Annotated in this window: 21 protein-coding genes and 1 tRNA gene; 8 read left to right on the plus strand and 14 right to left on the minus strand. The window is 41.1% G+C overall.

Annotation, left to right across the window (positions count from 1 at the left end):
* Positions 1 to 626: 626 nt before the first annotated feature.
* The 3 genes from ACP8HG_RS14565 to ACP8HG_RS14575 all read right to left on the minus strand — a co-directional run bounded on the left by ACP8HG_RS14565 (position 627) and on the right by ACP8HG_RS14575 (position 4,309).
* Positions 627 to 2,084 (minus strand): phospholipase D family protein, encoded by a 1,458-nt coding sequence (locus tag ACP8HG_RS14565; protein ID WP_438296957.1) that lies wholly within the window; start codon positions 2,082 to 2,084, stop codon positions 627 to 629.
* Between the two features lie 98 nt (positions 2,085 to 2,182).
* Positions 2,183 to 2,728, minus strand: coding sequence for an RNA polymerase sigma factor (locus ACP8HG_RS14570; RefSeq protein ID WP_067213306.1), 546 nt, complete (start codon positions 2,726 to 2,728; stop codon positions 2,183 to 2,185).
* Positions 2,729 to 3,073: 345 nt separating this feature from the next.
* A complete protein-coding gene (locus ACP8HG_RS14575) occupies positions 3,074 to 4,309 on the minus strand; it encodes a hemolysin family protein (RefSeq protein WP_354311974.1) in 1,236 nt (411 codons plus the stop codon).
* 166 nt (positions 4,310 to 4,475) lie between these two features.
* On the opposite strand from ACP8HG_RS14575, the gene ACP8HG_RS14580 reads away from it, so the two are divergent.
* Positions 4,476 to 5,873 carry a dipeptidase gene (locus ACP8HG_RS14580; RefSeq protein ID WP_438296959.1) on the plus strand — a complete coding sequence of 466 codons (1,398 nt, stop codon included), beginning with the start codon at positions 4,476 to 4,478 and terminating at the stop codon, positions 5,871 to 5,873.
* A gap of 207 nt (positions 5,874 to 6,080) precedes the next feature.
* Here the strand turns inward: ACP8HG_RS14580 and ACP8HG_RS14585 are convergent, their stop codons facing one another.
* Positions 6,081 to 6,668, minus strand: coding sequence for a nitroreductase family protein (locus ACP8HG_RS14585; RefSeq protein WP_067213314.1), 588 nt, complete (start codon positions 6,666 to 6,668; stop codon positions 6,081 to 6,083).
* Positions 6,669 to 6,835: 167 nt separating this feature from the next.
* Between ACP8HG_RS14585 and ACP8HG_RS14590 the strand changes: the two genes are divergently transcribed.
* Entirely contained in the window at positions 6,836 to 7,681 is an 846-nt protein-coding gene (locus ACP8HG_RS14590; protein WP_187046033.1) for a DegV family protein, read from the plus strand.
* 94 nt (positions 7,682 to 7,775) lie between these two features.
* On the opposite strand, the gene ACP8HG_RS14595 is transcribed toward ACP8HG_RS14590, so the two are convergent.
* The 8 genes from ACP8HG_RS14595 to ACP8HG_RS14630 all read right to left on the minus strand — a co-directional run bounded on the left by ACP8HG_RS14595 (position 7,776) and on the right by ACP8HG_RS14630 (position 15,485).
* Positions 7,776 to 8,261 (minus strand): amidase domain-containing protein, encoded by a 486-nt coding sequence (locus ACP8HG_RS14595; RefSeq protein ID WP_187046034.1) that lies wholly within the window; start codon positions 8,259 to 8,261, stop codon positions 7,776 to 7,778.
* Between the two features lie 91 nt (positions 8,262 to 8,352).
* On the minus strand, positions 8,353 to 9,663 hold the full coding sequence (locus tag ACP8HG_RS14600) for a DUF4179 domain-containing protein (RefSeq protein ID WP_438296962.1): 1,311 nt from the start codon (positions 9,661 to 9,663) through the stop codon (positions 8,353 to 8,355).
* Positions 9,656 to 10,174, minus strand: a complete 519-nt coding sequence (locus tag ACP8HG_RS14605; RefSeq protein WP_067213322.1) for a sigma-70 family RNA polymerase sigma factor — start codon at positions 10,172 to 10,174, stop codon at positions 9,656 to 9,658. Before ACP8HG_RS14605 ends, ACP8HG_RS14600 begins: the two co-directional genes overlap by 8 nt.
* Before the next feature lie 149 nt (positions 10,175 to 10,323).
* Positions 10,324 to 11,052 carry an amino acid ABC transporter ATP-binding protein gene (locus ACP8HG_RS14610; RefSeq protein ID WP_067213323.1) on the minus strand — a complete coding sequence of 243 codons (729 nt, stop codon included), beginning with the start codon at positions 11,050 to 11,052 and terminating at the stop codon, positions 10,324 to 10,326.
* Between the two features lie 30 nt (positions 11,053 to 11,082).
* Positions 11,083 to 11,748: an amino acid ABC transporter permease gene (locus ACP8HG_RS14615; protein ID WP_187046037.1), complete on the minus strand. Its 666-nt coding sequence runs from the start codon at positions 11,746 to 11,748 to the stop codon at positions 11,083 to 11,085.
* Positions 11,749 to 11,779: 31 nt separating this feature from the next.
* Entirely contained in the window at positions 11,780 to 12,598 is an 819-nt protein-coding gene (locus ACP8HG_RS14620; protein WP_082786746.1) for a transporter substrate-binding domain-containing protein, read from the minus strand.
* Positions 12,599 to 13,013: 415 nt separating this feature from the next.
* Complete coding sequence (locus ACP8HG_RS14625; protein WP_438296965.1) at positions 13,014 to 15,029, minus strand: Na+/H+ antiporter; 2,016 nt, start codon at positions 15,027 to 15,029, stop codon at positions 13,014 to 13,016.
* A gap of 383 nt (positions 15,030 to 15,412) precedes the next feature.
* Positions 15,413 to 15,485, minus strand: a tRNA-Ala gene (locus ACP8HG_RS14630).
* 68 nt (positions 15,486 to 15,553) lie between these two features.
* On the opposite strand from ACP8HG_RS14630, the gene ACP8HG_RS14635 reads away from it, so the two are divergent.
* Positions 15,554 to 16,573, plus strand: a complete 1,020-nt coding sequence (locus ACP8HG_RS14635; protein WP_438296967.1) for a DUF2804 domain-containing protein — start codon at positions 15,554 to 15,556, stop codon at positions 16,571 to 16,573.
* Between the two features lie 288 nt (positions 16,574 to 16,861).
* Positions 16,862 to 17,332, plus strand: coding sequence for a YusW family protein (locus ACP8HG_RS14640; RefSeq protein ID WP_067213334.1), 471 nt, complete (start codon positions 16,862 to 16,864; stop codon positions 17,330 to 17,332).
* A 290-nt stretch (positions 17,333 to 17,622) separates the two neighbouring features.
* Here the strand turns inward: ACP8HG_RS14640 and ACP8HG_RS14645 are convergent, their stop codons facing one another.
* Positions 17,623 to 19,452, minus strand: a complete 1,830-nt coding sequence (locus ACP8HG_RS14645) for an ABC transporter ATP-binding protein (protein WP_438296969.1) — start codon at positions 19,450 to 19,452, stop codon at positions 17,623 to 17,625.
* Positions 19,433 to 21,175 carry an ABC transporter ATP-binding protein gene (locus ACP8HG_RS14650; protein WP_187046055.1) on the minus strand — a complete coding sequence of 581 codons (1,743 nt, stop codon included), beginning with the start codon at positions 21,173 to 21,175 and terminating at the stop codon, positions 19,433 to 19,435. The genes ACP8HG_RS14645 and ACP8HG_RS14650 overlap by 20 nt, the downstream gene beginning before the upstream one ends.
* Positions 21,176 to 21,413: 238 nt before the next feature.
* On the opposite strand from ACP8HG_RS14650, the gene ACP8HG_RS14655 reads away from it, so the two are divergent.
* From ACP8HG_RS14655 to ACP8HG_RS14670, 4 genes are read left to right on the plus strand one after another with little or no spacing between them, the layout of a single operon-like run.
* Positions 21,414 to 21,794, plus strand: a complete 381-nt coding sequence (locus tag ACP8HG_RS14655) for a GntR family transcriptional regulator (protein ID WP_067214084.1) — start codon at positions 21,414 to 21,416, stop codon at positions 21,792 to 21,794.
* Positions 21,781 to 22,689 (plus strand): ABC transporter ATP-binding protein, encoded by a 909-nt coding sequence (locus tag ACP8HG_RS14660; RefSeq protein ID WP_354311968.1) that lies wholly within the window; start codon positions 21,781 to 21,783, stop codon positions 22,687 to 22,689. The genes ACP8HG_RS14655 and ACP8HG_RS14660 overlap by 14 nt, the downstream gene beginning before the upstream one ends.
* Positions 22,661 to 23,410 carry a hypothetical protein gene (locus ACP8HG_RS14665; RefSeq protein WP_067213344.1) on the plus strand — a complete coding sequence of 250 codons (750 nt, stop codon included), beginning with the start codon at positions 22,661 to 22,663 and terminating at the stop codon, positions 23,408 to 23,410. Before ACP8HG_RS14660 ends, ACP8HG_RS14665 begins: the two co-directional genes overlap by 29 nt.
* Positions 23,410 to 24,093: a hypothetical protein gene (locus ACP8HG_RS14670; RefSeq protein WP_067213346.1), complete on the plus strand. Its 684-nt coding sequence runs from the start codon at positions 23,410 to 23,412 to the stop codon at positions 24,091 to 24,093. The genes ACP8HG_RS14665 and ACP8HG_RS14670 overlap by 1 nt, the downstream gene beginning before the upstream one ends.
* The last annotated feature ends 62 nt before the right edge of the window (positions 24,094 to 24,155 follow it).

Below are 24,155 nucleotides of genomic sequence, written 5' to 3' on the forward strand. Positions count from 1 at the left end.
GCCACACTTTTTTCGGTAACCCTGTTGCGAATAGTTCCCTGTCGTGTACCTACAATGTTCAAGTGAAAAATGCAGTTATGTTTGAAAGAAGCGAATAGATAACTTTCTATAGGGATTGTAAATGCCCGAAGATACAATTTCGGGCACTCTTGCACGTTAAAAATGCGTTCCTTGCTTACTATTAGCAAAGAGTATGCATGTAATCATGTGTTATTTTATAGAAAGTAACACTTCTTTACTAGTAAAAAAGAGCAAACCCTAAAGAATATTTCAGCCGCCAAAATTGCATCTTTGGCGGCTTTTATCCAGGTAAATGCCCCTCTATTCTTTCGTCCAAAAAAGCTTTAGCACTTCGTGTACTGATCCATTTGGCGCGCAACGGATGAAGGAACACCCTACATATCCAGACATCTCGGTAATCGTATAGAAGTCATCCAATCCAAAGCAATCCAAAATCGACTATACACGTAGCGACCAGTTAGCGTTCATGTTATTCACTGGTTACTTTTTTGTATTCAACAAGTGTGGCATATTTCCATTCGACTATAACTGCTGGCAAACCGACTATATATCCTATCTAACCAACTATATCAACTCAAAAACCAGCCATAAAATTATTGCCCACCTCAATAAGTCGTCATTTTCAACAATTTCTGTAAACCATAAATACCTCGTTGGAAGAAAGTGAAACCATCTTGAAATTCTTCTACGTCAAGCGTGTACAGCGCATCCTCATTGTTCCATAGTCTACTAAAGTAAGTATCTATCTCTTTAGTTAACTCACTGTCATTCGGAGCAATGACCCGCAGATTGGCTTCTAGATTATAATTATCGAGCGTGCGTTCAGTTAAATTAGCAGAGCCGTTCGCAATGTAGGTTTCCTTAGCTGTCTGAATAACCACGAGTTTTGTATGGTATTGACCAATAACCGTATTGTACCAGCGAACATCAATTTTCCCATCCGTTTCTTCCAGCATCTCCTGTACAACCGGCCTGTTCGGCAATCCAGACTTTTCTTTACCGAAGGAGTTTTCATTCGGGTCTAAAATCATTTTCACATCGACGCCGCGGTTCGCAGCATCGATAAATGCATTGACAAGATCACGTTTTGCAATGAAGAACATCCCAATTCGAATTGTATCCCCTTCTTGCGCTTTCGCAATATCTCCAAGAAGCCCATCCAAGATTTTCTTCTCCGTCAAATATTGGACGGCATAGTTTCCCCCGTTTTGTTCCGGCACTTCTACGCGTGGTAATTTTCCACCATTCGAATAGTTGACGACCGCTTCTTCCGCCTCTAAAATATCGTTCAGTACACTGCCTTTCACCTTCAATGCCACATTACCGTGAAAACCGCTAGCGTTATGCGGATTTCCTGATGATACCAGTGCTTCTTTATCCGTTACAACAGTTTTACGGTGGTTCGCCTTGACATTCAGTAACGTAATGTAAGAAGCCAACGTCATTTTAGGTGCTTCGCTTGACATAGCGTTTGCAATCCAGCTCGTTTTCTCAATATCCAACCAGCGGAATATCGTCCTGTATAAACCAGAATAAACTGGAATTGAATCGCGAAGCGGATCCAAATCAGTGTAGATGACTTCGATTCCCGCATCTTCCATCTTTGTGAACCATTTTGTTTCATAAGAACCGTATCCTGTATTCAACGGATCTGTAATAAAAATAATCGGCATATCAGGATGTTGCTGTTTTTTCTCCACCAGTTTCTTTGTCATTGTTTGTGCGATTTTCGGGAATTCTATGTCTTCATCGTAATAATGATCGAATAGGAAATAATCGAGCACGATAAATTGCTCAGCCCGGTCGATCATCGCGTAGACTTCATCGAAAATCGCTAACTCATGCACCATACTGTCCCCGTCTTTGTTTTGTGCATAGGTCAAGTCCGTAAACATATCAACTTCGTCCGTCCAGTGCAAATCACCTTCGTATGAAATGCCTTCGGGGAGTTTTTTAAATGTATTCAGTAAAACAACACCTATATAAAAAAGAGCATACACTGACAGCACTATCACTATAATTCGCTTGCGTTTGCTCCAGCCTTTCTTTTTGTTCTTTTTCAACACACAACCATCCCCATTCAAACATATCAATCTATTTTTCTAATTTCCCTCTATCACTTTTTTACAAACAAAAAACACAGCCTCCTTTGGCTGCGCTCTTATGCAGTGACGTATTCGTGCACTGCTGTATCTGCAATCATCAGTTCTTTCAAATACTTTTTCGCGCGGAATAGCCGTGATTTCACCGTACCAATTGATACCTTCATTACTTCGGCAATCTCAATCAAAGAATATTGATGTACATAGAAATACTCAATTGTTTTTCTGTAAATAACATCAAGTTCACCAATTTTTTGCTGAACAATTGATTGAATGTCATTTTGCTCTAGCAATTCCGCAGGTGTCAAACTATCACTCGGAACAAGATCAAGAATCGGCACATCGAGCGTTTCCGGCTGGTTCATCACATGCTTGCTTCTTCTGACATCTTTGCGGTAACGATCTCGGAATGTGTTCATACAGATTGTTGTAAGCCATGCTTTCATATGGTCGACACTATCCATCCGATCGTTGTAGCGAACGACTTTCACCCATACATCTTGCATAAGATCTTCTGCTTCCTCTTTATTACGTGTTAATTTAAGACATAAATGATATATGTAACGGCCATATTCTTCATACAACCCATTTAGATTTTTGTTCATAACATAACGCCCCCGTCTTCTACCTGTTGTTCTTATTATCGGCAATCGGGACCTTTCAAACCATCGTATTCTCTTTCAGTATACTTACAAACGTGTAAGCTTGAAAAGCGAAAGGCGCCTTCTAGACGCGACAGGCATAAGTCGACCCAGCGACGTGGCGCTCTTTGCCACACAGCTGGGTTGCTTATGACTCAAGCGGCTGGCGCCTGGAGCTAGACATTGAAAAGCGAAAGGCCACTTTTCGAGGGAATACATCCTGTGAGCCTCTGTGTATCGAACGCCTGGACGCTAGACAAAAAATATCCCCGTAACCGTTTTACTCGATTACAGGGATATGCATGTTAATCAGTTTTTACCTTCACTGATTGTAATTGTCATACGGATAATCCGGTTACGTTCCATCTCCTCGATTTCAAAACGCAGATGATCGTATGTAAAGCGTTCGCCTTCTTCTGGAACGTGACCAAGCTCTTGCAGAACAAATCCTCCAAGCGTCTCATGATCCATTGGCAATTCAATATCGAGTAACTCCATCGCATCCACGATTTCAAGCCTGCCATGACAGATTAACCTAGTATCCGTCTTTTCATAGACAAGTTCTTCTTCGTCATCATCTGTCTCATCCTCAATGTCCTGGCCAATCATTTCTTCGATAATATCTTCATGCGTTATCATACCTAGCGTTCCACCGTATTCATCCAGAACGATTGCCATATGTTTCTTTTTCGACAGCATCATTTTGAATACTTTTTCAACGCTAGCAGACTGCACTACGTAAAACGTATTGCGGTCAATTAAATCACCAAGAGTCTGTTCAGGATCAATCGACCATTTGATTAACATTTTCGAATAAAATACACCTAAAATCGTATCCATACTTTCTTCGTAGACAGGATAACGCGTGTAAGAATGCTCCAAAATTGTGTCGCGAACTTCTTCATAAGTCGCTTCAATCGGTAATCCGATGATATCCATACGATGAGTTTCAAGGACGTCGGACACATCTTTTTCCGCAAAGTCGAGTACTTCCTTCAACCGATTCGATTCGTCCATCTCAAACGTTCCTTCTATAGAAGCAATGTCAACCATCGAACGGAGATCATCTTTTGTGAGCGTAGCTTTCGTTACCGCTCCTTTCGAGATGATCCTGATGAAAAGATTTGTGAATAGGCCTAGTAAAGCCGTCAATGGTGTTAATAATTTCACAAGCAGTGTAATCGACGGTGTGACCATATAAGCCACTCGCTCAGAAAATGTCGCTGCAATCGTTTTTGGCAATACTTCGCCGAAAACAATGATAATAACTGTCAAAATTCCTGTCCAAATACCAACGCTTAGCCCCTTATCAATTGCTATCATTGTAACTAAAGTCGGCATCATAATATTCGCGACATTGTTTCCAATAAGAATTGCTGTAATCATACGGTCCGGTTTCGAAATCAGTTTCTGCAGCTTAATTGAATGCACGTCTCCCTGATCTGCACGAAACTGGACCTTTCTCCTATTTACTGCTGTAAGTGCTGTTTCACTTCCTGACAAGTAAAAAGACAGGAATAAAAATAATCCAAGTGCTATAAACAAAAGCGATTCCTCCCGGAAATAATTTCATATTTATATATTCAGCCAATTAATAACTTTCAAACAGCATACCATATTATTCATATTTGCGTTCGTCTTTCTTACTCACTATCAACATCATCTGCTATACTATTTCTATTCACGAAATTATTTGAAATGAGGGATTGTGTTGAATCATTTAGAGACGCTTGACGACTATTTTAAAGAACAACGGGACGAACATCTTGGACAATTAAAAGACTTCCTACGTATTCCAAGTATTAGTGCTTTATCCGAACATAAAAACGATATGCAACAGGCTGCTGAGTGGTTGCTGAATTCATTCAAAGAAGCAGGACTTGAAAACCTTTCAATCGACGAAACAGACGGACAGCCTGTTGTTTACGGCGATTGGCTCCACGCGGAAGGTAAACCGACAATTCTAGTCTATGGTCATTACGATGTACAGCCGGTTGACCCGCTGAATTTATGGGAAACAGGACCATTCGAACCCGAAGTTCGTGATAACAAATTATATGCGCGCGGCGCCAGTGATGATAAAGGACAAGTATTCATGCATGTGAAAGCCGTTGAAGCACTTATGCAAAAGACAGGCGGTTTACCAGTCAATGTGAAGTTCATCATTGAAGGTGAAGAAGAGATTGGCAGTCCAAATCTCGAAAAATACATTGAGGCCAACAAAGACAAGCTCGCGGCTGACGTCATCGTCATTTCTGATACAGGCATGCAAGGACCTGGACAACCTGCAGTTTGCTACGGACTTCGAGGTCTGTGCGGCGTACAAATCGACGTGCAAGGTGCGAAAAGCGATCTTCACTCCGGCTTATATGGTGGAGGCGTCCAAAACCCGATTCATGCGCTTGCAGAAGTTCTCGCCTCGTTCCGTGACAAAGAAGGAACGATTGCAATTGAAGGATTCTACGACAATGTCCGTCCTCTATTGGATGAAGAGCGCGAAGCCTACCAAGCACTTGGCTTCAACGAAGATGAATTGAAAGAAGAAATTGGCGTGACTGAACTGTTCGGAGAAAAAGGATATTCGCACCTCGAGCGTACATGGACTCGTCCTACTCTTGAAGTGAACGGAGTATTTGGCGGATTTTCAGGCGAAGGCATTAAAACAGTATTGCCGGCTGAAGCAGGCGCAAAAATTACATGCCGTTTAGTTCCTGACCAGGATCCAGATGAAATCATTGAGAAATTGAAAGCGCATATCGAAAAATATAAACCAGTAGGGGTAACTGTTACAGTAACCGAATTCGATAAAGGGAAACCGTTCATCACACCGTTCGATCACCCTGCAATTCAGGCTGCAGGACGTTCATACGAAAAGGTTTACAATGTACCAACTGCCTATACACGTGGTGGCGGATCAATTCCAATCGTTGCAGCATTTGATGAAATACTAGAATTACCCGTCGTCTTGATGGGCTTCGGACTTGCGTCAGAAAACTTCCACGCACCGAACGAACACTTTCATTTGGAAAACTTCGACCAAGGACTACGTGTCATCGGCGATTATTATTATGAAATTGCAGGCTTTGAGAAAGATGAATTGAAAAAGTGATACATGTGCCGGATCCTCCTTGTGAGGGTCCGGTTTTTTAGAACTTAACAACACTTTCAATTAAGTTAACAACGCCTAAATGCAACTTAACAACGCTTCTGTCTAACTTAACAACGCACGGGTCGCTCAACACCACCGATATAGAACTGCAAAAAAGCCCGAATCGCATTATCAAATGCAATCCGAGCAAAAATTACTTCAATACCATTATGCTTCTTCGATTTCCTCACCGTAATACGTGACAAATTCTTCAAGCGGTTTACGTGGTCGAGCCTTTGGTCTTTCGTCATAATAACCAAATTGAAGCATACTGATAATACGTTCACCTGGTTTAACGCCAAGTTCTTCTCTGAATTTCGGGTTATCCAGGAAGCCTGGTGTTTTCCAGCATGTCCCGATTCCTTTATCCCATGCGAGAAGCATGGTGTTCTGAACAAACATGCTTGCCGCTGCATAATCTTCTAGACGTTCTTTCTGACGCGGGTCCTCAGGGACAATAACAAATGCAACTGCACCCGGTCCTGTGAATTTCTTCATTTGTTTCTCAAGCTCTTCTTCCGAAAGTTCTTTCCATTTCGGTACACCATATTCACGTAAAATATCGAGGAATTTCACATATCCCTTATCAGCAGCTACAACAAAGCGCCACGGATTTCGATTGCCATGATTTGGTGCCCATGCCGCATCTTCAAGTATTTCGGCAATATTTTCCGGATCAACCGGCTGACCGTTAAAGTTCTTTATTGAACGACGCGTAATAATCGCATCTCTGACAGATAAAGCTTGCTCATTCATAACTCATTTCCCCTTTACACATACTTCTTCTATTATACCTTAACCATTGATTTTTAGCGAAGCTGCCTAAATTTCGACATATTTAGTGTTTTCTAAATATGTTCTTATTACTTTTCATGGTATAGTAATAGTAGCGTATATTATAGTGATAAAGGATGATTTTAATCATGATAAAAAAGCCAATTGCGTGGATTGTAGACAGCACAGCATACATTTCAGAGGAACTTCGTCAACACCCAGACTTCTTTTCAGTACCTTTAAATATACATTTCGGTGAAAAACAATTTGTTGATGGTGTAGACTTGAATCCTCAGCAACTTTACGAGAAAATCAAAAACGCTAAAGAATTTCCAAAATCCTCACAACCTTCTGCGGGCGCATTTGCTGAACGTTACAAGGTTATTGCGGAACAGTACGAGCAAGCAATTGCTGTTCATGTGTCCGGTAAAATGAGTGGGACACTTGCTTCCTCTATAGCAGGCTCAGAAATTTCGGGATTCCCTGTTACATTCATCGATTCACTTTCCTTATCCTATGGGGTCACAGGATTAATCGAACGGGGCATAGAAATGCAAGACGAAGGTGCAACTGTTCCAGAAATTGAAGCGCAGCTTAAGAAAATGGCTGGCACAATGCATAACTATATCCTAATGGGACAGCTTGAACAATTGTACAAAGGCGGCAGAATGAGCGCTGCACAATTTTTCATTGGGAGCTTGTTGAAAGTAAAACCAATTGTCCACATTACGCCCGAAGGTGAATTACAACCAGTAGACAAAGTGCGTTCCGAGAAAAAAGCACTTCAATACTTGGTCGACAAAGTAGTCGCTGGCCACCATCCTGGCCGAACGAAAATTCATTTAATGCAAGGCAATGTCTTAGAACAGGCAGAGCATTTGAAAACTCTCATCACGGAACAAATACCTGATCTCGAAGTGAATATTGGAGATATTAGCTCCGTCCTTGCGGTTCATGCCGGCGAGGGAACGCTCGCTGTTCTATGGTTTGACTGAACAAACAAAAGCGCTAGAGTCTAGACAGTAAAAAAAGCAGTCCGTCTTAAGTTGACGGACTGCTTTTTTACGATTACATTCGCAACTATAGTCATCATGAAAACTGGTCATTAATTTTAAAAAAGATGTACTTTGCATTTGGCGAAAACATATATGAATCTTTGTATGCCCAGAAACGATGCTGTGCGTCGAACGTATGTGCATTAACGAGTGGTGCTGAGCCATCTTTTGCGGTGACGATGGTCGAATGATCGAATCTGCCATCACCTTCAAAATCGTAGACAATGACATCCCCTAGCCCTAATTCTTCAGCTGATGAAACTTGTGTTGCAGTTAATCCTTTTTTCGAACCCGCTAAATACCAACGCAACGAATGCGACGTCGACCAACTGAAACTCCACGTTCCTCCACGCAGCCACCAGCCTCTTTCGCGATTCGGGTAACCATGCATTGGTGCTCCCCCCGCAAGCAAACATTGTGAAATGAAATTAGTACAATCTACATCGAATGATGGAAATGCCGGATTGCGGCCATTCCACCACTGGTTTGCATAGCGAACAGCCGCTTCCCTGTTGTACATGATCAAACCCCTCCTTATTCCATCGTATGAATAGAACAAAGTAGGAATGCCTTTCTGACAAATTGTAGCGCCTTTATTTCATCTAAAAAGTTCATTTAAGCTCCACGGAAATATCTCCATTGATGTAGTTCGGATACGCTTGAAAGTATACTTTTAATAGACTTTCATTATAATTCTTTGTGAAATTGATCGATGAATATTGATATTCTTCATCTCTCCAACTACTTGAACTATTAGACTCAACCTTTTGCCCATCCCCATTTTCAGCTGTAAAAAACAAAAAGTAGCCAAATTCTTCTGCTAGCGGGAATCTTGCTTCTATCGTGTTCTGAGTCATTTTTGTCACTTCAATTTCCCCATCAGAAGGTTGCATGATGACCTCCTGTTTTTGAAGATCAACAAGAAGATAGGACTCGTCTTTCGGCAATGCCTGCATCTTATTAAATTTAAAATATAGCTTATTAGGTTGTTCAAAGTAATTGCTCTGCAAATAGAAAGTTTGCTCATTGTCACTAAAACCAAGTCCAGTCGTACCATTTTGAATGCTACTCCACACTTCCCCTTTTTCATCTTCAATCCGCATATCCATAAAGTTCAATATCTTCATGGAGTTCGGTTCATCAAAAAACACTTTCACTTCCACACGTAATGGATAGATTGTAATCTCTTGAATCGTCATTTTTTGACCTTCAACTTCGACCACTTTGTCGAGCGCAAAAATTTTTCCTTTCTTCACTTCTTTCGGCAGCGTAAAAGGAAGGGAAAAAGCCGTTTCCTTTTCATTATCCAATTGAAGTTCCAGTACAAAGTCCTGCGTATCAAAGGATTGTTTTGCTAAGAATAATACTTCTATTATGTCTTCTTTTCTATTTTCATGCCGTTGATTTGGATTATTGTATGATACTGTGCCAGGTGGAACTACCTTGCCATTATGATAAAGTTCGATTTTTTTATAATCGAGTACTTCGATGGAATAAGGCGCTTCAAGTGTATAAGAAATGACGATTCCACTTTCATCCAGTATGACGCCGTTGATGGTAAGCGTTAAACCATCCTTCATCTGACTGGCATGGACAGTCTGATAATAATCGTTATCCATAATCGCCTGTAACCCTTTGTCGTATTGAATGTATTCTACAAGTTTTCCCATTCCAGGAATCGAAGCGATCGCATTCGCAAAGGCCGGTGACACCCGGATGGACGTTATGAATGCGAGTAAAAATACTGCAGCGATAGCAACCGTCCAAAGTGATTTTCGACGTTTTTGGCGTTTCGCCCGCCACTCTGAATTGGCAATTAAGAATCCACTCTGAATCGCGTCATTCAACTGCTCATTTGGAATTGGAAATTCTTCTAATTTCGACCTAACTTCCCGCAATTGCTTTTCTTCGTTTTCAAACATGGTCCACATCCCCTTTTTCAGAAAGAAAACTTCGTAATGTCCGCAATGTTTTATGAAGCCTAGACTTGACGGTCCCTTCAGGAATACTTTCAATTACGGCAATATCCTTAATCTTGATATCTTGAAAATACATGAGGTGAATTAATCGTTGCTCGACCTCTGATAATGTTGCAATTGCCTCCTCAATTTCAAGATATGTATAATCCATTTCACTTCCAAATTCATCTAATTTATCGCTTTGAACATTTTGTTTTTTCTTCCTCAACTGATCCTGACAATAGTTCATCATAATCCGTATTAGCCACGTTTTTACATACCTCGGTTCTTTCATAGTGTGAATTTTTTTATACGCGCGAACCGTCACTTCCTGTAGCGCTTCAACGGAGTCATGCTCATTTTTCAAGAAAGCAATAGCCGTTCGATAAAGCGGTTCTTTATATAGATGGATGATTTCCAAAAATGCTTGCTCATCGCGTTTAATCGCTCGTTTAGCAAGGTCAACTTCATTCACAATGCCACCCCATTTCCACCGTTCCTACTCATTAGACACACAAAGATGGAAAAAGTTCATTTATATTAAAAAAAGCGCCAAACTTATGCAAGTTAATTGCATGAGTTTGACGCCTTTTAACTATCCAATAAAGTTGAAGCACAAAAAAATTAGTGGTTCAGTACTTTGGATAAGAAATTCTTCGCGCGTTCGGAGTCTGGGTTCGTAAAGAATTTTGATGGTGGAGCCTTTTCTACAATTTTCCCCTCCGCCATAAAGACAATTTCGTCGCAAATTTCTTTGGCGAAGCCCATTTCATGTGTAACGACGACCATCGTCATGCCATCGTGTGCCAATTTACGAATCGCATCAAGCACTTCTGTCACCATTTCCGGATCGAGTGCGGATGTCGGTTCGTCGAATAGCATTACTTGTGGATCCATGGCGAGCGACCGTGCAATAGCTACACGTTGCTGTTGTCCACCAGAAAGCCGACCAGGATATGCATCGAATTTGTCGCCAAGGCCTAAAGAGATAAGCAATTCTTTCCCTTTCTTGTCCGCTGCCTCTTTATTCATCCCTTTTACCTTCAAGAGTGCTATTGTCACGTTTTGAAGCGCTGTCAAAAATGGATACAAGTTGAAATTCTGAAATACAAATCCGATATTAATGCGCGCTTTGTTAATATTCGTTTTTTTATCGTGAATAGAAACGCCATCCACAATGATTTCGCCATTATCAATAGGTTCTAGCGCATTCAATGTCCGAATGAGCGTTGATTTCCCGGCACCACTCGGTCCAATAAGTGCGATTACATTGGATTTCGGTACTTCAAGTGATATATCCGTTAGTACTTGATGAGCACCAAAGGATTTATTAACATTTTTAATGGTAATCATAAAAAACACTCCTTCATAACAAGCTTACACTCAGTTCTCGCGCGATAAAAGTCGTTTCTCAAAATATCGTATAATCATCGACATACTGAACGTCATAATTAAATAAACTATCGCGACAAATGTCCATACTTCTAGCGAGCGGAACGATGTTGCGACAAGATTTTTTGCATTCAACGTTAAATCCGTCGCTGCAATAACAGACACAAGAGAAGAGTCTTTAACTAAAATGATAAACTGTGATGCCAAAGGAGGTAACACTCGTCGAAACGCTTGTGGTAAAACGATATATCGCATTGCATTCGTGTGGGACATGCCCGATGAACGCGCAGCCTCCATTTGTCCTTTTGGTACTGCTTGAATTCCCGAACGAACAATTTCTGCGATAAACGCCCCCGAAAAAATAGCAAGGCCTAAAATGGCAGACCAATAAGATCCAAGTCTAACGAATTGACCAAGCACAAAAAATATCCAAAATAGAAGAACAAGTAATGGTACACCGCGCATCACTTCCACATAGATAGAGGAAATAAGTCGAAAGAATTTGTTTCTTGAAATACGTCCTAGTCCAAAAATGATTCCTATGGGTATAGCAATCAGAAGCGCTATCGCTGAAATTTCCAACGTTTTCAACGCTCCATCAATAAATATATCCATATTGTTTGTTATAATACTCCAGTCATAATTATAACCGCCCATTTAATTTCCCCCTCTGAAATTGAAGAAGTGGTTATTCTTCTACGACTTCATTCAACCAATCGCTTGTTTCAAACCACTTATTTCTTGAAGCCAATTCAGCTGGGCTATCAATATAGTTCGCTAAAAATGAGTTAAGCCACAAAATTGTTTCAATGTCATTTTTCTTTACTGCAATTCCTAAATTTTCTGAAGAAATCAGGCCTTCGACAGCTCTGACTTGATCGCCATTGCGAAGTTTCCACACAGCGATGGCTGGTTCGTCATAAAGAACAGCATCTGCTTGCCCTTGCGCCATTGCTGTTGCAGCAGATGGGAATTCTTCAAAATCCATTATTTCAGCATTTTTGAAAAGATCTTTCGCTAAGAGTGCCCCAGTTGTTCCAATACCAACTGCAATTTTTTTCCCTTTCACATCAAGTTCTTCCCAAGACTTCGTCGAAGTATCTTTGGCAGGAACCATAAGTGCTTGGCCAGTTTTATAATATGGGTTGGAAAAACTGACAACAAGTGCTCGGTCTCCTCGGATTGTCATACCTGCAAGAATCATGTCGATTTCTCCCGTTTGAAGTGCCGGAACAAGCCCGTCAAATGTGAATTGTTTATACTCCACATCTACTTTTAACCATTCACCAATAGCATTTGCAGTATCAACGTCATAGCCTACAAAATCACCATTTGGATCTTTCATGTCAAACGGGAAGTACCCTGGCGACATCCCAATTACTAGCTTCTTGTTTTTCGCCACGTTTTGCAGAGTCGAGTTTTCTGTAGTGACGCCCCCAGCATCTTTACTACACCCTGCAACAAGTAGAACTGCAATCATTAATGTCGCTGTTAACCACTTTTTCATTGTTTTTCATCCCCCTTTAGTATTATGTAAATAACATTCACCCATTCTGATGAATTATGTAAAGTATAAAGTAACGCTATTAATCTGTCTACAAGAATAATTAAATTATTCTAACCATTTATATACAATAAATTAATGTATTTGTTAAAATATGCAAGACTACAAGCTTTATCTGTAAGGGACTAAGTTATATAGCACTACTCTATTAATTAATACTTATATTAATGTATATTTACTCTTTTAATTCAACAAAAAGCGTTCGGATAAACCGAACGCTTTCGTAATCCTATGAAGTGTAGTGATATATGAACCCCTGACCTTCATACTAATAGCGTGAAGTTCAGCTTATGAACGCTCTTCAATAATCCCCTGAAGTAATATCCGGATATTCTGAACGACCACTCTTCGGCTAACATTATTCGACATATTCGTATAAAACTACACTTTCCATATAGTTTACAAAACGTCGAAGCTCTTTCGCTTCTACCGTGCTGATTGCACCGTCCTTGAACATTTCTGAGATCTCTTTTCTCTGCACTTCAATAGCATTCAAACATAGAATCTCCTTTTGTTCGTCTAAAATGGATTGATCCATCTCTACTTTATGGGGCAATTCCTTTTTATTCAGAAGGCGTTTATAATAATAAATCATATTGTGTAGAACTTCTGGTTGTTCACTAATAGAAGCTCGTTCTTCCAAACCCGCTAGTACTTTCTCAAACGTAAATATTTGCACCGTATCTTCCATTTCCTGAACCTGCTCTAATTCTCGGTCACTTAAGCGCCCGCGTTTCCAATCTCTCAGTACTTGATAGAACCGCTGACGGATAAAGTGATTCGCACCGCTTGTTGCCGCCTTTTCACGAATCGAAACCGACTTTTCGATACTTTTTAACGTAACCATCTTCACTTGGTGCACACTCATATATTCCTCCGTATATTGACGCTCCAACATTAAAGAATGCAATCTTTCCATCTTCAGCTGCTCGTTATATTCTCGTAGCTCTTCTTCGTTTTTATTTTTCGACCGCAACATATGCAACATGAGTGTATAGTCGTTTAATAATTCATAGACAATCGAAGCATTCTCTTCTGTTTTTTCCGAATTGATTTTCTGAATAGCTCCCATGATCATACGCTGCTTTTCATTCGTTAAATCTGAACTGGTCGTATGCGTGCTCGCTTCCCCCTTACTTAGGATAGGTAGAAATATTGTTGCCATAATAAGTGTCAATAGAATAACGCCTGCCGCCAAAAAGATAATAAGTGAACGCTCTGGGAACAAATCGTTCGTTGATGTAAAAAATGGAATCGATAGCACACCGACCATTGTAATCGTTCCACGGACACCTACCAAACTCGTAATTAGACTTGTTTTCAGAGATGGTTTTTCTGTCACATTTTTCAAAATGTAATAATCGAAATGATTAATGGTGTGCGACCACAAAAATCGTATACCGAGTACGACGAAACCTAATGCAAGAACATACCCTAACAACAGCCAATTACTCATCTGTTCATTTTCCAGTAATGAACGCATTGCAGATGGGAGTGTTAAACCTAACAGTAAGAAAATTAAACCGTTTAATACAAATGCGATAATTGACCACAGGTTATCCGTCAACACTTGCTCCTGCGCTCTAAAGTTTTCTGTACGCTCTCTTACAAGCGCATGGATAATCCCCGCTGCTACAACCGCTATAACACCTGATGCATGGAACATTTCCTCTGCTATAAAGAAAATAATAAATGGCGTTAAAACTTGTAATAGCGAATGGAATACTACGTCGACAAATCCCCCTCTACGTAGAACGTAGCGAAGCAAATTAATCGAAAGTCCAAGCCCGATACCAAGCAATGCCCCAACGATAAACATATATAAGAAGTCTCCTGTAGCCTTTTGAACTGAAAAATAACCGGTTACCACCGCTAAAACAGCATAATTAAATGCAACAAGTCCTGAAGCATCATTGATTAAAGATTCCCCACGCACTAAATTCATAATATGAGTTGGAATTTGAATACGTTTCGCAATGCCATTTACAGCAACTGGATCCGTCGGTGATAGAATTGCTGCGAGCGCAAATGCAGCTGCTAAAGGAATTGCTGGAATCATCCAATGGACAAATATTCCACCAAGTATCGTAGTTAGAAGTACTAAAATAATAGCATTCCCAAAAATTGACGCACGCATTTTCCATAATTCCTCTCGCGGAAAATGAGCGCCTTCATTGTATAAAAGTGGTGCTATAAACAGTAGAAGAAACCATTCTGTCTCCACTTCAATTGTAAAATCTTTAACAGCTAATGCAAAAATAAGCCCCACAATAATTTGGATTAATGCAGTTGGTAATAGTGTCACGTAATTCCCAATAACGTTTGTAACAAGCAATAAGACTAGCAACATTAAGATAATCTTTAATAATTCCATCCGTTTTTCTCCTCTTCACTTTTTCTGTTCCAATAATCAAGAATAAAGTGATTATTTCGTCCAAAACGCGCCAAAAATGTACAAGTGTAGGCTGTATGCTTTTCTTACAGGTAGCTCATGTAAGAAAGTGGATAATCAACAGACGTGGTTCAATATATAAAGTTAGCAAATATGATATAATCGTGCGTTTATTTTTATTTTATCATGAATTTTAAAAATACTGTTAGCTCCTAACCTCGTTCTCACAGAACAAGATTTGGAGCTAACAGTATTTATCGTTGGATTAATTATGTATGGATTCCCATTTTACTACTCGCAGCACGAAAGACTATTTTCGAACAAAAAAAGGGCCCAGTTATACTGGACACCCTTCTAAACCTATATGGAGCATAGGGGGCTCGAACCCCTGACCTTCACACTGCCAGCGTGACACTCTCCCAGCTGAGCTAATGCCCCGTATCTTTGATACAATAAGAAGTATAGCAAGATGATTTGAAAAAGACAATAGGCAGGGGGAAGTCTATATGCAGCATGCAGAAAGAGAAATTACCGAACCCGTTGCGTTATGTGACAACAAAGGGTTATTGAATCCAGAAGCAATCGGCTTCGCACGTCAGCCTTTCATCCAGAGCAATCTCAAGAACCACTTCATGCGGAAGAAGAAGTGGAATTATTGGTGTGTGTACGGGGAAGATTTGTTATTTTCCGCAACGATTAGCCATCTTGATTATGCAGCTGTCTGCTTTGTCTATATTTTAAATTATGAAACGCAGCGATTTTATGAAAAGCAAATAACGGTTCCAATTGGGCGCAATGTGAAGATGCCTGAAAACGTGTTGGATGGCGTTAAATTCGTGAATGATAATCTAACTGTCCAGATCATACATATTCAAGGCGAAACCCATCTGTCCGTGACAATCCCAGACTTTGATAATGAAGTACTACATGCAGATTTCCATATTGGTCATCCAATTAACGATGAATCATTGAATGTTGTTATACCTAGGAGCAGGGACGTTTTCCAGTTCACAGCTAAGCATCATTCATTACCAACATCCGGGTTCGTTAAAATCGGGGACAAACGGTACGATTTCAATCCAGATTATAGTTTTGCTGTTCTCGATTACGGCAGAGGAATCTGGCCGCGAAAAGCAGAATGGAACTGGGCGATGGCATCTCAGCGTCTTGGTGGTCGTCGCATTGGACTTAATTTCGGTGGTAAATGGACGGATGGGACAGGCATGACTGAAAACGCGGTGTTTGTTGATGGTTTGATGACTAAAATTCATGAGGATGTTCTATTTACATATGATAATAAAAACTTCATGATGCCTTGGAAAATTCGAACGAAGTTTTCAGATACAGTCAACATAACATTTACACCTTTTTTTGAACGTGTTTCCATGACGAATGTCCGGTTAGTACGCACGGAGGTCCATCAAGTTGTCGGTTACTTCAACGGAACAGTACGCTTACATGACGGCTCCACCCTACAAATCCGCAACATGCTTGGCACTTCGGAAGAACATATCGCGAAATGGTAACTAACACAATTATATTCGCACATTATACATTACTTTTACTAGCCGGCTTAAATGCCGGTTTTTTTATACGATAAAAAAGTAAAATTGTATTTCACCTGGAGCAGTGGGTAGGGATTGAACTACATCCCCACTCTCTGCAACAGGGAAACACTAATTTAAACTACCTTCCTTTAGTTTAACGCCCTCCTGCGCTTACGCTTTTCTTATTTGTACAAGTATTTTGTTTAGAAAGTGGATTTTAAGGCAAAATAATAGATAAGACAATGAATCCGAAAGGCAGTGAGTATTTTGAGAAAATTGAATGCTGTAGGTACAATCGTAATTACAGGTGCATTGCTGATGGGCGGATGCGGCAACTTCGGGAAAAATGCAGATAAGCCAAACCGTGAAGAAGCAATTATTATTAATGAAGATGAGAAAGCTGGCGGATCCATCGAAACCGGTAATGGATTCGGTTTTTCGTCATTCGATCTTGAAATCGATGTCGATGGTAAAGATGCAATTGATGCTGATTACGATGTGACCGAAAAAGCAGATGCAGATTATGAAAATAAACTGAAGAATATCAAACTAAAAGATAATAAAGCGATGGATGAGCTTAGTAAAATGTTTATAGAAATTCGTATCACAAAAGATACACCCCAACAAGAAGTGATTGATAAGATTCTCCAATGGTATGGTTTGGATACTTACTCAAAGTTTGACCTTGATGTTGATTTTGACGATGGTACGTTGCTCGATATTGAAGACGTAAAATAATAAAAGGCTACAAGGATATAATGTCCTTGTAGCCTTATTTTGTGCCGCTTCCGCTTTTCTAGACTGTCCAGACTACAGCGCCTAGCTCGCTGTGGAAAAGATGAAAGACCCATAAGCCAAAGGGCGGCTTCCGGGTCTTTCCCTTTTTCCTTCACGAGCTACACAGGCGCTTGCGCTTTTCTATACTGTCCAGACTACAGCGGCCAAACGCTCGGGTCATAAGTCGTTCCAGATATGCGGCAAAGTACGCCGCTCCGCCGGCACGCCTTATGCAGGCCGCTTGCGCTTTTCTATACTTTCGATTCTAGCAACATGTTGTAAAATACACCTTGTTGTTCAATCAATTCTTCTTGGCTTCCGGATTCTATCAGTTTCCCTTGCTCCATGACATAAACGGTATCGGCTTTCCGTACGGTATTCAGTCTATGCGCAATAACAAAACTAGTTCTGCCTTCCATAAGGCGATCGAGTGCTTCTTGGATTTCTAGCTCTGTAACTGTATCGATACTACTTGTGGCTTCATCAAGAAGGAGTAGTACTGGATCTGCAACGAGTGCTCTTGCAATTGACAGCAACTGCTTCTGCCCTTGTGAGATCTCGCCGCCATCTGCCGTCAATATAGTCTCATAGCCATCTTCCAGCCGACTAATGAAACTATGCGCATTGGCCTGTTTTGCCGCCTGCATGACTTCTTCATCTGTCGCATCAAGTTTTCCATAACGAATATTTTCAAGGACTGTTGCTTCGAACAGAAATGGATCTTGCAAGACAAATGCCGTTTGGCTACGAAGCGTTTGCCGCGGCAACTTGCTAATCGGGATACCGTCGATATAGATTACTCCTTTATCAACTTCATAGAACCTAGCAAGCAACTGCATAATTGTGGTCTTCCCTGCGCCCGTGGCCCCGACAAATGCCGCTGTTTCCCCCACCTTCACACGAAATGATAAATTGTCAATTGTATAGCCATCGGTTTCGACTGCATAACCAAAGGAAACATCTCGGAACTCAACGTCCCCCTTGAGGATCATATCCGTATATTCCGTCGCTTCATCCTTCTCGACTGGTTCATCCATAATCTTAAAGACTCGCTCTGCTCCAGCTATTGCCGATAGCACTGTGTTAAATTGGTTTGCAAGATCATTAAGTGGACGTGTGAACTGCCGTGCAAATTCAGAGAAAATGACGATTGTCCCCACCGTTATAACACCGTCCCCTCTTAACGCAAGCAATCCACCCACCCCTGCAATAACCGCAAAACTCGCGTTGTTCAACAGATTCATTACTTTGGGGATAAAACCTGAGTAGGTCAACGCCCAAAAACCCGTTCGTCGAAGTCGCTCACTCTTCTGCGCAAACTCTTCCATTACACGTTCTTCCTGCGAGAATGCTTTGACAATGCGCTGGCCAGAAATCGTTTCTTCAATCATGCCGTTTAACTCGCCCACTGCTTGCTGCTGTTCTTTAAATAAAGGTCCCGTACGGCGCGTAATCCACCGAATCGCTACGAACATCACTGGAACAATGATCATCGTGAGTAGTGTCAATAACGGGCTTAAGTAAAGCATGACCCCAAGCGTCCCGGTTAGTGTCAAGATGCTCGAAAATACTTGGATGAAAGACGAGTTCAGTGTTTGGCTAACGTTTTCAATATCATTGGTAATTCGGCTCATCAGTTCACCGTGCTGCCGTTTATCAAAAAATGTGACTGGCAGCTTTTGAAGATGAGCAAACAAACTCGTCCGTAAACGAAAAACGGTTTGTTGTGCGACGCCAACCATCCAATAGTTTTGAAAATACATCGCTAGTGATAAGCCTACATAGATAGTGATAAGCCACACGATACTGCCGCCTAAACCCGCGAACTTCATCGGAATAATATAATGGTCAATAATTTTACCAATCATCAATGGCCCAAGCAGCGCCAGGACTGAACTGACAAAAACAAGCGTGAGCACAGCAATGAGTAGCCCCCGCTGTTCATCGACAAGTTGCCAAATCCGGAAAAGAACTGATTTCCAGTTACTCGCACGTTCTTTTTTCTTCTTCCCAGTACCATTAATATCTTCCTTCGATAGAATCGGCTCGTAGCCGAACGGTTTACGAATTGCGCGTAACATCGGCTGCCACCTCCTCATCGGATTGGGATTCCGCAATTTTCTGATACAGTGCGGACTGCTCCATCAAGTCGTCATGTGTTCCATAGCCGACGACTTGTCCTTCATCTAAAAGGAGGATTTTATCAGCCCCTTGTGCGGTTCGGATTTTCTGTGTGACAACGAGCATCGTCGCTTCTTCCCCTTCAAGCGCATCCCATAGCGCCGTTTCCGTTTTCACGTCAAGTGCACTTGTGCTGTCATCGAGAATCAAGATAGATGGTTTCCGAACGAGCGCCCTTGCAATGGATAATCGTTGTTTCTGACCACCCGATAAGTTGACGCCTTTCTGTCCGACCCTTGTGCCATACTTTAACGGGAACAGATCAATCGATTCATGGATTTGTGCTTTTTTAGCCGCCTCTTCCAGTTCGTCGACATCCGCCTCCATATCGCCCCACGATAAGTTATCCAAAATCGACCCTGTAAATAAAATCGATTGCTGCGGTACGAGTCCAATCGTATCCCTCAAATCTTTCAACGGCCAATCCTCTACTTCTGTTCCACTAACATAGATCTTCCCTTGTGTTTTTTCAAAAATACGTGGAATAAGATTGAGTAATGTAGATTTTCCAGACCCTGTTGCCCCCATAATGGCGAGCTTTTCTCCCGGTGAAACATGGAATGACACGTTATCTAAAATCGGTTCCAGCTTACCTGGATATATGAACGACACGTTGTCGAATTTCAAATCACCTTCATTGCGTAACAGTCCTGTACTTTCCGAACTATGGAGTTCCAAGTCTTCATTCGCAAGCAGAACTTCTTCCATCCGTTCAGAAGATGCTTTTGCACGCGAGAATGCCACAATGATGAATGAGAACATCGAGAACGCACCTGTCATGCGCATTGCATAGTTAACAATCGCTACTAGTTCCCCCACCTGCGCGCCGCCATCACGCACTTCAATAGCTCCGAACCATAGTACAGCCATCAAACTTGCGTTCATAACAAACAACAGGATTGGCAAGATTAGTTCCATCATCCGCATCGCTTTTACCGTATCTTTTCTTAACAGATCAGATACTTTTGAGAAGCGACTCGCTTCATAAGCCCCACGTAAAAACGCTTTAATAAGTCGTACAGCCTGTAAATTTTCTTGGATAACACGGTTTACTCGGTCAAGCCTGTTCTGGACATGCGAAAAATAACTGACCCCTTTTTTCGCCATGAAATAAAGAAAGATCAGCAGAAACGGAGCCCCAACTACAAGAAATAATGCTAGTTTCACATTGACGAAAAAAGCCATAACTAAACTTCCAATTACGAGTAATGGTGCACGCATCATAATCCGAAGTCCCATAAATAGGACGTTTTGAGCCATCGTGACGTCACTCGTCAACCGTGTGATGAGTCCCGATGTCGGGAACCGAAGAAATGTCGCCATGGTAAACGCTTGTACTTGACGAAACAATGCCTGTCGTAGATCAAATCCAAAACTTTGCGCCGCATGTGCAGCAAAGAATGAATTAATGACCCCCGAAAAAAAAGCCACAAACGCCAGCGCCATCATCACGCTTCCCCACGTCCAAATAACAGCCTCATTTCCAGCCATAATGCCATCGTCGATAATTTTAGCGATGAGCAACGGCTGAATTAGCTCTACAGATAATTCCAGTAACATAAGAAATAACGCAATAACGATTGGCCATTTATATGGCCAGGCATATGAAAAAACTGTTTTCATCTTTTTGACCCCCAAAAACTCTTTCGTTTCACGAATTACTTCTCGATAGAACTTATTATGACACAGCGACCCAATTGTGTATAGCCAATTCGACTGAATTGTAGGTTATCTTAAAATTGATTGATGTTGACTACAAGTGATCACATTTCATGTATGAGTTGTATTTCATTTCCAATTAACGTATAGTACATTACAACAGTAATGCACTAACGATTAGGAGGTGCCACCGGTGCTTAACATGGACGGCTCGAAACCAATTTACGTCCAAATTGCGGAGTGGATTGAAACGGAAATAATTGACGGCACCCTTTCCCCCGATGAAAAAGTCTATTCACAATACCAACTCGCGGAAATCTTCACTATTAATCCAGCAACGGCTGGCAAAGGACTTACGTTATTGCTCGAAGCGGAAGTTGTCTACAAGCGACGCGGCCTAGGAATGTTTGTCGAGCCTGATGCTCGCGACAAACTACTGTCTAAACGCAAAGAAGATACTCTGCGGAGACTTATTCGGGAATTGCTCAATGAAGCTACACTTCTTGGTGTCGACGATTCACATCTGCTGTCAATGATTGAAGCAGAGCGAGGAAAAAGGGGGAACAAACATGACGGTAATTGAATTTATTGATGTAACGAAAACTTATGGTAGTCGTACTGTGTTGAATAAGATGAATTTCAGCATTCGACAAGGTGTTCTTACGGGAATCATTGGACGTAATGGTGTCGGGAAATCTACGCTGATGAAAATCGTTGTAGGACATACTCAAGCTACGTCTGGAGATGTCCATGTTTTTTCAGTCAATCCATTCAACAGTTTGAAAGTGTCTGCGAATTCTATTCTTGTTGATGACTCAATGAGTTTTTCGGACAAACTGACGTTGAAGGATATTCTGAAAGAGGCAGGTCGTTTCTATCCGAACTGGGATGGACCACTTGCACAGCGATTGTTCGATCATTTCAGCTTTCATTCGAATGCTCGGCAGATGGATCTTTCTAAAGGGAAGAAAAGTACATTCAATGCCATTATCGGTCTTGCCTCCCATTGTCCACTGACGATTTTTGATGAACCAACCACTGGTATGGATACAGTCGCACGAAAAGACTTTTACCGTGCATTACTAAAAGATTATATTGCCCATCCACGGACTATTTTAGTATCTAGCCATCACCTTGAGGAGATAGAAGACTTGCTTGAAGATATTCTATTAATTCACAATAAAACCGCCCTTTTTCACGGTCCTACAACGGATTTGCAAGGGATGTTCGTCAGCTTAATTGGGAAAGAAGAAAAAATAAGTACCTTTATTGCGGATAGAGAAATTTTCAGCAGCCAGATAAATGGTTCTTTCAGTGAAATACTCGTCAAAAACACTTTCACTTCTGATGAAAAAGTAAAGCTACACACACAAGGCATCCAACTAGTCCCTGTCTCGGCGGATGATGCATATGTTGCACTAACAACCGGAACAAAAGGAGGAATCGATCATGTATTTAACGGAACCCCGGCTGACTGATGTCGTAAAAAAACAATTTCTTCATAAATTGAATGCCTATACTGGTGTCTTTAGTTCACTTCTTGTTATGCAACTGATTGGTATTTTTTTAGGTTTTGGAACCGGAAGTGGTGGTTCCACTTCCGGGGGTACACTGACAGTAGACTATAGTTCTTCAACCGGAGATATGCCCGTTGTCTTCACACTTCTCTGGGCGTTTTCAATGGGCATCCTTGTCACTACATTAGCTTATCGTAACGATGCTTTTTCTTTCGTATCCAATCGGCTTAGCCACAATATATCCAGCTTTCTGTTTTTACTGTTCGCGTCCGTCATCGCCGGTACCCTAGCAACCCTTGCAGGTTCAATCATTAAGTTCATCTCTTTATTTCAAAGTAATCCTTTGTTCACCGAAACATCGGGACTGTTCAGTTCTCCAATCGACTTTTTCACCATGGTCCTAACTTCGGTTCTTTACACCGTGCTGTTTGCAAGTTTGGGTTATGTAGTGGGTTCATTCATCCAGCTCAGCAAGTTCGTTCTCCCACTCTTAATTGCAGCAATCGTTGTGATTCCGCTACTCCAATTAAATATAGGCGGGCTTGACCTGATTGCAAGTATTGTTTCTTTCTTTGGTACTGAAACATCGTTACTATTTTTCCTTTTGAAAATAATCGTAACAGTTATCATGCTTTTCGCCATTTCCATAGGCGTTACAACTAAAACGGAGGTGAGGAAATAATGTCCGGTCTTTTATCTCTCATCTTTATAGCCTTAATTATCTGGTACTTCTTGCAAGGAAGAAAAAAACCAACACGGCAGATAAATAAAAAATGGACGTATGTTTTTTTGGTAACATATGCAGTCATTTTAATCATTGCGGCGATTTCCGTAGAACTAGTTGACAGTAAATCATTTACCACTCAACCGAAAGCGAAATCAAATGAATACCTTAATCTTCTAACGAGCGCTATACAAAACGGGGATATTGAGTCCATTGATTCTTCCAATATTCTCGACAAAAGAACGCAGATAATAGGAGATATACTCCTTATGAACGCACAAGGCTATGAAATCAATTCAACAATTATTGTAGAACGTAAAAGTGAAAATGATGGATTAATTGAAGAAACACTCATTAAGCCTCTTCTTCTGTTGGACGATTACGATTTCTCAAACCAACTTAAATACAAAATACCAGAATGGACAACAGACTCGGTCACGTTCCTAGAACCACCCCTTACCGAAATAACCTATACCACTTATCAGGAAGCCTATCTGTTAAGTCAGTTCACACATACATCCCGACAAAGGAATAATTCTCACCACACTTCGGAGCGCCAGATTGCTGTACATCTGCTAGTTCCAAAAGATTTGATCATCACCGCAGACGAACATCTTTACATCAACTACATCAATGAATAAGAAAAGCGCAAGACGCCGTTTACCCCGAAAAGCGCTGGAATTCTTGAGGATAAAGGCGTATT

The sequence above is a fragment of the Sporosarcina sp. FA15 genome, assembly GCF_051550195.1.
GTDB lineage: Bacteria > Bacillota > Bacilli > Bacillales_A > Planococcaceae > Sporosarcina > Sporosarcina psychrophila.

Bases quoted from the DNA above. Each gene is read 5' to 3' on its own strand.
- ACP8HG_RS14610 (WP_067213323.1), bottom strand. From the start codon at position 11,052: ATGATTACCATTAAAAATGTTAATAAATCCTTTGGTGCTCATCAAGTA.
- ACP8HG_RS14615 (WP_187046037.1), bottom strand. From the start codon at position 11,748: ATGGGCGGTTATAATTATGACTGGAGTATTATAACAAACAATATGGAT.
- ACP8HG_RS14590 (WP_187046033.1), top strand. From the start codon at position 6,836: ATGATAAAAAAGCCAATTGCGTGGATTGTAGACAGCACAGCATACATT.
- ACP8HG_RS14585 (WP_067213314.1), bottom strand. From the start codon at position 6,668: ATGAATGAGCAAGCTTTATCTGTCAGAGATGCGATTATTACGCGTCGT.
- ACP8HG_RS14660 (WP_354311968.1), top strand. From the start codon at position 21,781: ATGACGGTAATTGAATTTATTGATGTAACGAAAACTTATGGTAGTCGT.
- ACP8HG_RS14595 (WP_187046034.1), bottom strand. From the start codon at position 8,261: ATGTACAACAGGGAAGCGGCTGTTCGCTATGCAAACCAGTGGTGGAAT.
- ACP8HG_RS14600 (WP_438296962.1), bottom strand. From the start codon at position 9,663: ATGTTTGAAAACGAAGAAAAGCAATTGCGGGAAGTTAGGTCGAAATTA.
- ACP8HG_RS14570 (WP_067213306.1), bottom strand. From the start codon at position 2,728: ATGAACAAAAATCTAAATGGGTTGTATGAAGAATATGGCCGTTACATA.
- ACP8HG_RS14655 (WP_067214084.1), top strand. From the start codon at position 21,414: ATGGACGGCTCGAAACCAATTTACGTCCAAATTGCGGAGTGGATTGAA.
- ACP8HG_RS14670 (WP_067213346.1), top strand. From the start codon at position 23,410: ATGTCCGGTCTTTTATCTCTCATCTTTATAGCCTTAATTATCTGGTAC.
- ACP8HG_RS14635 (WP_438296967.1), top strand. From the start codon at position 15,554: ATGCAGCATGCAGAAAGAGAAATTACCGAACCCGTTGCGTTATGTGAC.
- ACP8HG_RS14645 (WP_438296969.1), bottom strand. From the start codon at position 19,452: ATGTTACGCGCAATTCGTAAACCGTTCGGCTACGAGCCGATTCTATCG.
- ACP8HG_RS14620 (WP_082786746.1), bottom strand. From the start codon at position 12,598: ATGAAAAAGTGGTTAACAGCGACATTAATGATTGCAGTTCTACTTGTT.
- ACP8HG_RS14650 (WP_187046055.1), bottom strand. From the start codon at position 21,175: ATGAAAACAGTTTTTTCATATGCCTGGCCATATAAATGGCCAATCGTT.
- ACP8HG_RS14625 (WP_438296965.1), bottom strand. From the start codon at position 15,029: ATGGAATTATTAAAGATTATCTTAATGTTGCTAGTCTTATTGCTTGTT.
- ACP8HG_RS14665 (WP_067213344.1), top strand. From the start codon at position 22,661: ATGTATTTAACGGAACCCCGGCTGACTGATGTCGTAAAAAAACAATTT.